Here is a 12,401-nt window from a genome sequence, read left to right on the forward strand (position 1 = left end):
GTAGAGACCGCGCCACGGGTGCCGTGGGTGATGTTGCCCGCTGGGGCGGTGACCGTGACGGTCATGTCACACCGAGATCCATCGACAGGGTTAGGTCGGTGCCGTCGAGGGTCACGATCGCAGCGCCGCCCGAGTCATACAGCACCCACAGCGGTACCGACGTGGCGTCATCGACACCGGCCTCGTACCCGACGAACGCGGCGACCTGCTCGGCGGTGCCACACGACGCCCACACGACAGCCGACAGCGGCAGGGTCCAGCGGCCCGACGAGAACACCGGGGCACCCGTCACCAGCGACGCACGGCTGTACCCGGTGGCGACAAGCTCGCAGCCACCGAGCGCCAGGTCGGTGAGCGTGGTGTCGGTGGCGTCGAACGACCAGCCCATGCCGTGCTCGATCGCCAGCACCTTGTCGTCGGTGCGGGCATCCCACGTTGCAGGGTGCAGTGTCTCCAGCCCGGACCGATACCACGACACGACCAGCGCCATCAGACCACCACCGTCATTTCGCCCGTCGTCCCCAACCAGCGGAGCGACATCTCCACGTAGCCGTAAGGCAACGACGACAGCCCGTCATCGGACGTGCCCATCGGACGGCCCACGATCTCGCGGTGGCCAATCCCCGGCAACCACAACCACAGAGACCCGAAGCCGGACTCCATCGCGTCGAACTGCGCCGCTAACGCCACCCACCACGCACCCGCGGCGGCGTCATCACCAGGCGTCCAGATCTCGATATCCAGGCTGATGTCGAGCGGGGCCGCCACATCGCGACCCACCGCAACACCACCGCTCATCGAGCGTTGGGCCGTCTGAGACGACACAGACGGGCCAAGCCCATTGACCTTCACCAACGACACCTCAGGGTTAGCGGTGCCATCCCCGCACACCAACGACCCCACCCCGAACTGGTACACACCCGACAACGGAGACGGCATTAGTGCACCACCCCCACCTTCATCAGCCGATCAAACTCGGACCCGATCAGATCGACGGTCTGCCACGGGGTAGCCGCCTCGTTCACCGTCACGTTCAGGGTCCGCGGTCCGGCCGCCAACTTCGCTTGGCCCCGCCGGTCACGCTCGTTGAACGCCGCCTGCTTGCGCTGATCCACCGCCCACTGCTCAGGCGTGAACACACGACCCGACTCGCCAGGATCTAGCCGCAGAATCTCCGGGCCGTTCTCGCCCACCGGATACACCCGGCCCGCTCCGACACGGCCACCGATCGCACGACCACCACGGTTCGCCTCATCAGTCCCAGACAAGGCGATCTCCATCGCCCGGTTGATCGCGTCCACCGCCTGGAGGCGGGTCTGAAGCTCGATCGTCCACGGGCGGGCCGTCAGAGAGTTGAGCTGCTCGGCCATCTCCAAGAGTCGCTGGCGCACCGGCGACCCCGGCTCCATCTGCCCCGCCAGTTCCAGGAGCTTGACGATCTGGCCATCTAGAGCGCCCTTCGAGTTTGCCAGCGCAGTGTCCAGCTCGGCCTGCGCTATCGCCTGCGCCACAAGTGCATCGGTGACCTTGCGCTCAGCACCCTCGACCGCGGCCCTCGACTCGACCACCGCCGCTTGCTGATCCACGACGCGCTGCTGAGCGGCCGCCACCTGATCTTGGGCGTCACGCACTCGGCCAGCGGCCTCTGTCACCCGGTCGTTTGCCTCGACCACACGGGCCTGAGCATCCACGACCCGCTGGGCTAGGGCCTCCTGGACCTCGACCACACGGGCCTTCGCCTCCGCTAGCGCCTCCTCTGCCGTGCGCTCAGCATCAGCAGCCGCGGCGATCGCATCCTTCGCCGCGGTGACCTCCTCGGACTGCTCAATCCCGCGGGCCTGAGCCTCAGCCAGCTCGTCGGCCGCCTCACCGTTGCGCTCCTGGGCCTCGGCCAGGCGCATCTCAGCCCGCTCCACCCGGATCTGGAGACGCTCGCGATCCTCAGCCCATTCCTTGCGGGCCTCAGCGTTGCGCCGCTCCCGCTCGGCCACAGCATCGGCGGACTCACCAGGCTTTGCCTCGTCAATGTCAGGACCCGCGGCCAGAGCCTCACGGGCGTCCTTGAGGTCGAGGATCGCCTCGCGCTCATCGAGGACCGCACCCTTAGCCGAGACCGCCAGATCCTCCAGGACCTCAGCGGCACGCTCACGCGCCTCGGTCAAATCCTCCTGAGCGGCCTTGCTGTCGCGCTGCGCCGACGCCAGATCCTTCTCAGCGTCAACGACTCCCTTGTGGGCGGCCCCCAGCTCCTTGGTCCCAAACTGAAGATCACGCTGTGCGTCCGCTAGATCCTCAGCGGCCTCTACCGCCCCCTGCCTGGCGTCAGCCAGACCTTTCTCGGCATCAGCGACACCACGGGCAGCGTCAGCCACGCCCTTACGGGCCTCGGACACGCCACGCTCAGCGTCAGCCACCCGATCCTGAGCGTCAGCCACCCCAGCCCGAGCAGACTCCACGCCCTCCTCGGCGGACCGCAGACCATCGACGGCGGACCGTGCAGCGTCAGCCGCTGCCTCCTCTGCCGCCAAGTCACGGGCCAACGCAGCCGAAGCCTCAGCGGCCCCCGCTCCCGAGGACTGGTAGCCATCCAGTGCAGCCGTCAGCTTGTCCACCGACATGATCGTCGGGTCGACACCAGTCGCCGCCAGCGCCTTCTCAGCGTCCGCCACCGACATACCAGACCGCTTAGCGGCCTCCTCTATCCGATCGGCGGCATCCTCGTACGCCTTGGCCCGACCCTTAGCCGCCTTCTTCGCCTCGGCCGTCTCGCGGTCAGCGTCGATGTCGAACAGGTCGCCAGGGTCAGGCAGGCCAGCGAACGACCCCCCAGCCTCCTTGATCGCATCACCCCACGCCCTGGTCTCAGCGGCCGTCTGGCGCAGGCCCGCAACCGTGCGACCGTTCGCCTGATCGAACTGGTCAGCCCACTGATTCGCCGCACCGCGGCCAGCAGCACCCCACTGATTCCACGCAGCAGCACCAGCCACCAGCGCACCAGCCAGCGCACCAGCGGCGACACCAGCGCCCGTCATCTTCTGCGCCGTCGTCGCCGTCTCCGACCCGTACGCACGGACAGCACCAACACCAGACCGCAACAGGCCGACACCCTCAGCGACCTTCGGCCCCAACAACCCGAGACCCACCACCAGCCCCCCTATGCCGACCACCCCGGTCTGCATCGGAGCAGGCAGCGCACCAAACGCACTCGCCAGACCCGCTATCCCCTTAGCGGCCGTAGCGGCAGCAGGCACCAGCGACGTGCCAATGGAAGCCGCACTGTTCTCTAGCTCGGCCTTCGCCCGCTTGGACGACATCGCCAACCCGTCAGCCTCCCGAGCCGCCGCCCCCGACGCCTTACCCGCGCCGGCCAGCATCAGCGAATAGGTCGCCAGCGCCTTCTCCTGGGCGGTCAGCTCACGGGCCGACGACTTGCCCGTCTCGGCCAACGCCTGCTGCTCCACTGCCGCCGCGTTGATCGTCGGAACAAACTTCTGCAAGGCGTCGTACTCGCCCCCGAACGCAGCCGTCTGCGCCTCGATCACGTCCACCGGATTCGCGTTGTGGAAGGCCGCGAAGTCACCAGCAAGGGTGATCATCGACTTAGACATCTGCGCCGACTTGGCGGCCCCGACGCCCATCTGGGTAAACAGGTTCCCGAAGGTGGATGCGGACTCCAGCGCCTCACGCTTCGACAGGGCGAGCGCCTCGGTCGCGCCCTCAGCAAACTGATTGATGATCCCCACCGACTCCCCGAATACGGCGTTCGTTTTGGCTTGCGCCTCCGCCAGCTCGCCAGCGGCTTTGGTCGACGCACCCAACACCGCCACCGTGCCGCCCAACACGATCCCGCCCGCGACCTCACGGGCGTTACTCAGTTTCGCCGCGTAATCATCGGCCGACTTACCGAGCTTGTCGCTCTCCTTGGCGGTCTTGTCCACCGCCTTGTCGACAGCCGACAACTCCTTCTGGACGCGCTTGAGAGCGGCCAGCGTCTGCTGGTCCCTCGTCGTAATGTCGATCGTGAGAGCGCGCCCCGCCACCCCCTCAGACCTCCACGGCCTCAGGCTGCACGGCAGGGAACAGCGTCAGCGACGACGCCACCAAAGCGAACGACGCCAACGCATCCACCGACTGACGGACCCACAACCAATGGACCACCGCCAGATCAGCGAGTAGCACCGCCTCGCCCCGCTCCAAGATCCCCAACACCGCAAGATCGAGGTCCTGCCCCGTCTCCATGCGGAACTGCATCGCATCCAGCCCCGTGACCTTCGCCAGGTCCACGACCTGCTCGGACCCGTCGACCGTAACCGTGATCTGACTCACTCGAACCCCCCAGGGAAAGCCGCCTTCAGAGCGGACTCGTAACCGGCCGCATACAGGGCCTCGACCTCATCGACATGGGCAGCGATCGCATCGTTGATCGCATGCGGCCCCTGACCGGCCACACCAGCCGTCCACGAGTTCCCCACCCACGGCGGGGCCTGCCGTGCGGGAGAGTCACGGTACCGCTCAGCCGCATACCAACCGGTCCGGCGAGACATGCCCCAGAACGCAGCCTTGGCATAACCAGGGCCACCAGAGATCGCCAGACGGGCCGTCGACTGAGTGCCACGGGCCTTGATCGCACCCGCAGCCAGGACCTGCTGACGGGTGCCAGAGCGGGCAGCAGACCGCGCCCACTCCGACACCTCCTCAGCAACCTTCTTGTTCGCCTTGCGCTGCTCGCGGGCCAGCCCCTGAGACGACGCCTTGAGGCCAGCGATCAACTCATCGAGGCCATCGACCTCGGCAGAGACCAGCGCCATCAGTACGCCGTGTCGGTGGTCTGGTACTCCAACGTCCACGCCGGATCAGTGCCGTTGTCCAGCACCCGGAACGGCAGAGGCTGTTCGGGTGTGGTGTCCAGACCGACCTTCGGGCTAGACCCGGTGAGCTGGATCAGCGGGAACGTCGCCCGAAACAAGAAGTCGAACCCAGTCTCGATCTCGGGACCGGTGAAGGTGATGATCAGATCTTCGAGCTCGGTCCCGGCCAGCCACGCGTCCTGCCACGAATCGGAGTCGTAATCCAGCGACAGCGTGCCAGTCGGCTCCACACGGGTATTCAGCACCGGCTTCTCACGGCCACCCGCACAGATCCGCCACCGCTCCATGTCGAGCCCGGTCGGGATCGTGAAGTCAGCGGAGCGCAGGCACTCAGAGTTGCCAGCAAGCGACACCACACAGTCGATGTCACGGTAGACATGCGACGAAGTGGGGTAAGACGGGGTGACCGACGCCGCCGCAGTGTCGAGCGTCTTGTAGGCGAACGTCGACTTGAGGACCGGCAGGCCCTTCGCCGTCAGGGCGAGGTTCAGCGACTCGGCCATGCACCCGAGGTAGTCGTGATGATTCACCGTGCCGCCCACATCAGCGCGGCCAGCATGGACCGTGAACGACTTGGTGGGGCCGGTCGTGGTCGGGGTGAACGTGTGAACACCAGCCCCAACGACTTCGCCATCAGGTCCAGCGTCAGTACATGCTGACCACCACGAGGCACAGCCACGGAGCGGCCCGTCGGGGTCGCCACCGTCGCCGGACGCATCCCCCGAGACTGGAGAAACTCGACGTTCGGGGTGGCGTCATCGGTCTGGTTCTCGATGCCGCGGGTCAGAGTGGTGGCCTTGGTGCCCCAGGCCACCGCCTCCTCGCCGATCGTCCAGAAGTTGTCTTGGATGCCCATTTCAGCCCTCCAGGCCGGTCGGGTCGGAGTCGCCAGCGGGCGCGGGCGACGGGTCAGCGGCCTTGGGGGCCGACTTCTTCGCCGGGGCCTTCACAGGCTCCACCGGCTCGAACGAGCCACCCAGCGACGCCACCACGGCATCGTCCAGGTCGAATACGTCCCCAGGCTCAGGGACGAACGGCGGCACGCCCTCAGGCGCAAAGATGTACCCGGCCTCGCCGGTGTAACGGACCTTCATCGAAGGCTCCTCTCTCAGTTGAGACGGGCGGTCACGTCGACCACCACACGCGCCGTCCCGATCGGACCCTCAGGGGTCTGACCGCACGACATCGACTTCTCCGCCACCCACCCGAACAGCACCCCGTCCAGATCCGACAGGGCCGGTTCATCGGCCAGAACGTCCTGGATCGCCGCCACGACGGCCGACGTGCGGCACAGCGTCGAATCCAGATCACCCCGCCCTGTTATGACCACGATCAGAGGCAGCCGGAACGACTCATCGCGCACCTGTCGCCCCGACTTCATCACCGGCCGGTCCTCGGTGGACGACAGTTCATCCACGAACACCATTTCAGGCTTGCGGTGCAGATCCCCGGCCAACCAGTGTGAACATCCACGCTGCCAATCAGCGACGGATGGACCCGCAACAGCGACACCAGCCGCTCCACGGCAGACCACCACACCGTCGTCTCCGCCATCACGCCACCCCCGGCAGCCAATACCGGGCACGCACCCCAACCAGCAGCCGGTCAACCTCCAAGAACCCAGTGGGGCGACCAGCAGACCAGTCCGGGGTCGAATACCTCGTAGTGCCGCCGTCGAAGCTCTGAGCCAACACGTCCCGAGACGTACCGGACCCCGACGCCGCCACGACACGCCCGACGTACTCGGCGCACGCGTGTAACACCTCCTCGGGCGGGGCGTCCAGACCGACCTGGACCGACACCGTGACCACCCCAGGACCAACCGCCACCGACGGATACACCACCGACCCCGAGAACTTGTGGGTGCCAGACACCGCCACCCCGTCGACCGCCACCGACGTAACGGACCGCACCGGCCCATCCACCGCCAACGACACCACAGGGGACGGAACAGCAACCCGCACCACCGAGGCCCGAGGCACCATCGGCACCCCGACGAACCGCTCCGCCAACGCCTCGAACTCCGACACCAGCCGGTCGATCTCGGCGTCAGCAACACCGGACAGCAACGCCATCCGACGCTCACGGGCCTCAGCAGCGGTCAGGTACGCCACGCTCAGCCCCTACGGGTCCGCTTCACGGGCGCAGCCTCGACGGCCTGCTCCACCTCTAGGGCATCCACAGCGGCCTCACGGGAGCCGACAACCCCGGCACGCACACCGAACCGGGCTAGCTCCGCATCCACCTCGGCCACACGGCCAGACAGCCCACGCAGCACATAGCCGTCACGCTCCACCAGCAGGGCCGCAACATACGAATCGGACACAACACACCTCCAACGAAGCGAACATGGTGGGAGGTGTGGGCCTGGGGGGAGGCATCAGCCACCAACCCAGGCCCACACCAACCGACCTAGAAGGTCGGCGTAACCAGACCGGTGCCACCGACAGTGGCGATGGCCTTCGGGTAACGCCCGGCCGTGGTGGCCGAGTAGCCGTAAGCAACGAGCTTCACGGTCAGGTTGCCGCCGTTGGTCTGCTCGAAACGCAGCTCACGGGGGGCACCGTCGCCGTCCTCCCACAGGAGGATGTCGTCAGCCTTCGCCACGATCACCAGGTCCTCATTGGTGCCGGCACCGAGGTCGGTGGCCATGTTGGCGTCGGTGACGACGGGCAGACCGAACAGCGACCCGACGACCTGCCCGTACTCGGCAGCAACACCCACACCAACAGCGTTGGAGGGGGCGTTCAAGCCGATGAGGGGACGGTTGGTGGTGTCCACGGCAGCGGTCAGCCAGCCCCACCGGCGGGGGTGCATGAAGATCGCGGTGGCAGGCATGAACCGGTTCGAGTTCACCCGCTGCACAGCGTCAGCCAGCTTCGGGAAGAACTCGGCCACAGTGGGGGACGCGTCGGTGTAGGTCACGGCCTCGATCCCGGCAGTGCCGGTGATGGCGGTGTACACCGAAGTGTCCAGCACGGTCGCATAGTGCGAAGCGAGGTCACCGAACACCACCAGATCGATGCCGACCCCACGCTCCAACGCCTGACGGGAAACGTCCTGCTGGCCGGCAATGGTCTGGAGAGACACGGCCAGGGTGGTCTCATCGAAGTTGGTTTCCGACACGGCGTCGTTCTCGGCCGCCTGGACGGCGGTGGTGGTGCCGGTGGTGCCACGCGGGACGTTGAAGGTCATCCCACCAGCAGGCAGCGGGAGCCGACGCACCGAGTTGGCGATCGGGCGACCAGCCCGAGCGATCGGAGCGAACATGTCCACCAGGTACTGCGGTGGAACCAACGCACCGAACGCACCGGTGCCGACATCGCGGGTCTCCAGCGCCATCCGCTGATGACGCTCCAGCCGCTCCTGGGCCTGCCAGTCGCCACCGAACTCGGAGCGGTAGGCATCCTGAAGGAACGAGTGCTCACCACCGTCGCGGTACACGACAGGCTCAGCGCCGACACGGATCTCAGGGGACCCGTTAGGGGCAGGGAAGCGGGCAGCCACAGCGTCAGCAGCAGCACGGGCCTCTTCGAGCGCAACGAGCTCGGCCTCACGCTCCTGAAGCTGGGCGAGATCGGCATCAGCGGCAGCGACGGCGGAACGGGCCTCGTTGAACTGTGCGGTCTCGGCATCGCTGAGTGCTGAATCGTCTCGGGCCTCGGCCGCAGCGATCACCGAATCGATGACGGCCATGTGGCCGGCGCGAGTGTCGAGGCACTCACGGATAGAAGCTCGGATCTGTTCGAGCAGGGTCATGACAGGACCTCCATGGGTCACGTTGGTTGGCACCCGTGCCGGGCGGCGCGGGTGAGTCGTGGCTCAGGTGGACCGCAGGTGGACCGCAGGTGGTGCCCCCTAGAGGGGTCCGGCGTGCGGTTCGGCGTGCAGCCCGGCGTGGGCCGGGAGTGGCTGCCTAGATAGACAGCCGGGCACGGACAGCCGAAGCCATCCGCAGATCAAGACCGCGCACCGACGGCGCTGGCACGTCGTCGCGCACCTGGGCGACGGTCGCAGGATTCGCCGGGTAGGTCACCAGCGAAACATCGAACAGTTGGACCTCGATGATCCGCCGCACGAGGTAGTCCGCATCCCACTCCTGACGGATCACACGGAAAGCGAAGGACATCTCATCGAGATCGCCTCGCTCCATCGCGGACAGCACCGACGCCACCAGCGGAGACGAACGGTCAAGCGAGGCATCACACCGCAGGCCCACAGCGTCGGACGCCAGCGTCAGCGTCTTAGCGGCCGTGCGTGCCAGAGGTAGGCCCTCATGGTTCACCAGGAGACGCACGTCGTCACGCTCGACCACCGACTTAGCGCAAGCACCCTCAACGATCACCTCAGACCAGCCGCCACGCTCCGGGCCACCAGCCACGTCATAAGGGAACCCGTACACCGTGGCGTACCCCGACATCGACACGCCGCCGTCCTCATCCGCTCGCACCTCGGGCACAGCGAACCGCCGGGCCTCCACAGTGCGGCCACGCTGCACCACCGACAGAGACGACATGTCACCACCCAGACGGGCAGCGACCACATCAGGCAACAACTCAGACATCTGACCCTCCAGGTCCGTTCAGCGCCACCGTCTGGGCACCGACACCGCCAGGCAACGGTGGACGATCCTCATGCTCGCGAGCCTCATCCGGCGTCCCCAACCGCCACGGATGCGCAACGCCTCCACCTCCGCCTGCGTCTTCAAGTCCACCTTCACCAGCGCCCCGGTATTGACCTTCACGTATTCCGACGGCGGCACCATCGAAGACACGAACTCCTCCATCAGAGTCACCCACCACCCCGCGTTATAGGTGAGGTAGTTCAGCGACCGCTGCTCGACGTTCGCGTACGTCTGACTGTTACCGGACTCGCCACCGATCATCTCCGGCGGCACCAGGAAGAACCCGGCGATGTCGGCCTTGTTCGCCTTGATCGTCTCCAGGAACTGGGACTCCTCCGGGCTCACCTGGATCGCCTCGTAAGTGACACCCAACCCGAGCACCACCGGCTCACGACCAGACACCGCAGCCCTAAACCGCTCCTTGATCGTCGCCGCCTGATCCTGGGTTACCGGCTGGTCTGTCGACAGCACCGCCGAAGGGTGAGCGCCATCGCTGAACCACCGGCGACCGAACTCGCCAGCCGACAACCCCAAGCCCGTCATCGACGCCGCGTACTGCAGCGGGGACAACCCGATAGGCGACCCCGGAACAGTGAACGCAGGCCAATGCACCAAGTCATCACCGACCGGACGGCCATCAAGCAACCACTGCACCGACCCGACACCAACCGGCCGAGCCGACATCCTCGACGGAGACAAGATCTCCATCTGCACCGGATACCCCAGCCGGTCACGAGCCGCCACCAGACCGAACACGTTCCCGGCCGTCAACCACGACATCAGCACCTGACGACGCCACCCGATCGCATGCATGTGCAACCACGGAGCCGACAGCAGCGGGGACGGCCGCTCAACCTCCACCGGCACACCAGCCGCCCGGCGGTACTGCTTCACCGGCAACGCCGACAACCGAGAGATCAGATCCATACACGACCACACCGCACCCAACCGGAGCGCCTGGTCCACATCCGACACGGCACCATGACCGCCACCAGACCGACGGACACGCTCAGCCGCCAGCACCTCAGCCAGCGACCCGACAGAACGACGCTCAGGGCGGAACAAGCTCATGCCCGCACCTCAACCGCGGCGACCAAAGCCACCCCGGCCACCACCAAAGCCAACGGCACCGACCACATCGACACACCGACCACCACAAGGGCGAGACCGAACAACTCGAGCAACACGTGCACCATCGGCTCCTCTCCCCTCAGTAGACGCTCATCGACACATCAACAGCAGGCATCGACACAGCAGCGTGATGGGCCAACACCACAGCCACCAGCGGCGACATGTCATGGTCCCCACGACGATCAATCAGCAGGGCATCCCCCGCCTTGCGCTTCTCCGCCCACGACACCGCCGACGACAACTCCGGCCGGTCACGGTGCACCACTTCCTCATCCACCACCGCATCAAAGAACCCCGCCGTAGCCAGCTTCAGGGCGGCAAACGCGACCCGCGTCACCGTGACTCCAGCAGCCTCCAGATCACCGATCAGCGCGGCCGCTGGACCCGCCTCATCAATCACCACCCGGCGCACTGCCCCATCGGCCACCAATGCGGCCACCTCGGCCACGACCCAGCCGGTGCCGGCGCCAGTCGCCACCACATCGACCCCGATACCACCCTCACGGCACTCGCCAGCCACCGCCACAGACGACGATGACCGATCCGGCCGCACCTCCACCGCAAGATCCACATCACCGGCCAGCCACCCCGGCCGCCCAGCACGACGCCCCGACTCCCCGCTGCGACATGCCGACCAATCAGCCTCAGCGATCACAGACCACTGAGGGCCCAACCCGTTGTCAGGGTCAGGGAAGATCCCGAGCCGCTCACGAGCAAACTCGGCATCGGTCAGATTCGACCGCTCCACCGTCCCAATGAACTCCTCAGTGATCAGCGACCCGAGCGACGGGTTCCCCTCCAACCACGCTCCACGATCATCTAGCGCCCCAGCAACAGCATCGGCGTCAGAAGCATCGACATCGACGGACCACTCGGCGTAAGTGATCTCACCCGCACGACCACGGGCGATGATCTTCCGCAAAGCATTCGACTCGGCCACCTCCAACGGGGCCGAGCTCGTCCACCACAGCTGCGGATCAGGACGGGCCGACATCGTTGGCAGCAGGGAACCGAGATCGTTGATGTAGTAGGCCTCGTCCAGGACCACCCGGTCCCCCGAGAAGCCACGACCACCACCCTTCGAGCGGGCCTTGAACTGGAGCCTCTTTCCGCTGCGAAGCTCGATCCGCTCCTTGCCGTTGCTGTCGTAAATCCCCTTGACCTCGGCCATCAACTCCGGCGTGGTCTCCACCAGAGTCCTGATCCTGGTGAAGTGCTCCAGCGACGTGTCGAACCGGTGCGCCGTGTGAGTGATCAGATCCACCGCGTCATCGAGGAAGAGCCAGTACAGCTCCGCAGCCTCCAGCACCCCGCCCTTACCGTTCTGGCGAGGAACCACCAACGCAACCTCGAACGAAGCGCAGAACCCTTCGGCGGTCTCAGCTAGTGCGGCGTCGAGAACCAGTTCCTGCCACGGGAGCAGCACCAGCCCCGCCGACCTCGCCAGCTCCACCGCCTCCGGCCCCGCGCTTGACGCTGCGTTTGGGCGGCTCAGGAACCGAGGCGGCACCAGCGGCAGCGCGGCGGTCCTCTCTGCGACGGCGTAGCTCATCCTTGCGGCTCACCTCCGGCTCGGCGATGTCATCGAGTGCCCGCAACACTTCGAGTAGACGGCCAGTCAGAGGCGCTAGACGCTCTCGGTCGTCCTCGCCCACTAGGTCGATCTCGTGAGCGAGCTTGTCCCGCACGGCCTCCAGGGCCTCGCGGTTGTCCCCGGATCTGACCGCCCTAGCTACAGGTCCGAGGGGTCTTCGACGCGCTCACCACGACCTCCGGGG

Annotated in this window: 15 protein-coding genes; all 15 read right to left on the reverse strand. The window is 66.6% G+C overall.

Annotated features, from left to right (window positions below; translation table 11 throughout):
* Positions 1-61 precede the first annotated feature (61 nt).
* The 15 genes from IPG97_16535 to IPG97_16605 all read right to left on the reverse strand — a co-directional run bounded on the left by IPG97_16535 (position 62) and on the right by IPG97_16605 (position 12,175).
* Positions 62-490, reverse strand: a complete 429-nt coding sequence (locus tag IPG97_16535) for a hypothetical protein (protein MBK6858105.1) — start codon at positions 488-490, stop codon at positions 62-64.
* Entirely contained in the window at positions 490-939 is a 450-nt protein-coding gene (locus tag IPG97_16540) for a hypothetical protein (GenBank protein MBK6858106.1), read from the reverse strand. Before IPG97_16540 ends, IPG97_16535 begins: the two co-directional genes overlap by 1 nt.
* Positions 939-4,040 carry a hypothetical protein gene (locus tag IPG97_16545; GenBank protein MBK6858107.1) on the reverse strand — a complete coding sequence of 1,034 codons (3,102 nt, stop codon included), beginning with the start codon at positions 4,038-4,040 and terminating at the stop codon, positions 939-941. Before IPG97_16545 ends, IPG97_16540 begins: the two co-directional genes overlap by 1 nt.
* Positions 4,041-4,044: 4 nt before the next feature.
* Positions 4,045-4,326 (reverse strand): hypothetical protein, encoded by a 282-nt coding sequence (locus IPG97_16550; protein ID MBK6858108.1) that lies wholly within the window; start codon positions 4,324-4,326, stop codon positions 4,045-4,047.
* Positions 4,323-4,808 carry a hypothetical protein gene (locus IPG97_16555; protein MBK6858109.1) on the reverse strand — a complete coding sequence of 162 codons (486 nt, stop codon included), beginning with the start codon at positions 4,806-4,808 and terminating at the stop codon, positions 4,323-4,325. The genes IPG97_16550 and IPG97_16555 overlap by 4 nt, the downstream gene beginning before the upstream one ends.
* Positions 4,808-5,371, reverse strand: a complete 564-nt coding sequence (locus tag IPG97_16560; protein MBK6858110.1) for a hypothetical protein — start codon at positions 5,369-5,371, stop codon at positions 4,808-4,810. The genes IPG97_16555 and IPG97_16560 overlap by 1 nt, the downstream gene beginning before the upstream one ends.
* 23 nt (positions 5,372-5,394) lie before the next feature.
* On the reverse strand, positions 5,395-5,724 hold the full coding sequence (locus IPG97_16565) for a hypothetical protein (GenBank protein MBK6858111.1): 330 nt from the start codon (positions 5,722-5,724) through the stop codon (positions 5,395-5,397).
* Position 5,725: 1 nt separating this feature from the next.
* Positions 5,726-5,962 carry a hypothetical protein gene (locus IPG97_16570; protein MBK6858112.1) on the reverse strand — a complete coding sequence of 79 codons (237 nt, stop codon included), beginning with the start codon at positions 5,960-5,962 and terminating at the stop codon, positions 5,726-5,728.
* Between the two features lie 14 nt (positions 5,963-5,976).
* Positions 5,977-6,324 carry a hypothetical protein gene (locus IPG97_16575; GenBank protein ID MBK6858113.1) on the reverse strand — a complete coding sequence of 116 codons (348 nt, stop codon included), beginning with the start codon at positions 6,322-6,324 and terminating at the stop codon, positions 5,977-5,979.
* 97 nt (positions 6,325-6,421) lie between these two features.
* On the reverse strand, positions 6,422-6,982 hold the full coding sequence (locus IPG97_16580) for a hypothetical protein (protein MBK6858114.1): 561 nt from the start codon (positions 6,980-6,982) through the stop codon (positions 6,422-6,424).
* 2 nt (positions 6,983-6,984) lie between these two features.
* Positions 6,985-7,194 (reverse strand): hypothetical protein, encoded by a 210-nt coding sequence (locus IPG97_16585; protein MBK6858115.1) that lies wholly within the window; start codon positions 7,192-7,194, stop codon positions 6,985-6,987.
* A gap of 86 nt (positions 7,195-7,280) precedes the next feature.
* Positions 7,281-8,627, reverse strand: coding sequence for a phage major capsid protein (locus IPG97_16590; protein ID MBK6858116.1), 1,347 nt, complete (start codon positions 8,625-8,627; stop codon positions 7,281-7,283).
* Positions 8,628-8,784: 157 nt separating this feature from the next.
* Entirely contained in the window at positions 8,785-9,432 is a 648-nt protein-coding gene (locus tag IPG97_16595) for an HK97 family phage prohead protease (GenBank protein ID MBK6858117.1), read from the reverse strand.
* 18 nt (positions 9,433-9,450) lie between these two features.
* Positions 9,451-10,563, reverse strand: coding sequence for a phage portal protein (locus IPG97_16600; GenBank protein MBK6858118.1), 1,113 nt, complete (start codon positions 10,561-10,563; stop codon positions 9,451-9,453).
* Between the two features lie 139 nt (positions 10,564-10,702).
* A complete protein-coding gene (locus IPG97_16605) occupies positions 10,703-12,175 on the reverse strand; it encodes a hypothetical protein (GenBank protein ID MBK6858119.1) in 1,473 nt (490 codons plus the stop codon).
* Between the last annotated feature and the right edge of the window lie 226 nt (positions 12,176-12,401).

The sequence above is a fragment of the Microthrixaceae bacterium genome, from assembly GCA_016702505.1.
In the GTDB taxonomy this organism is placed as follows: domain Bacteria; phylum Actinomycetota; class Acidimicrobiia; order Acidimicrobiales; family Iamiaceae; genus Aquihabitans.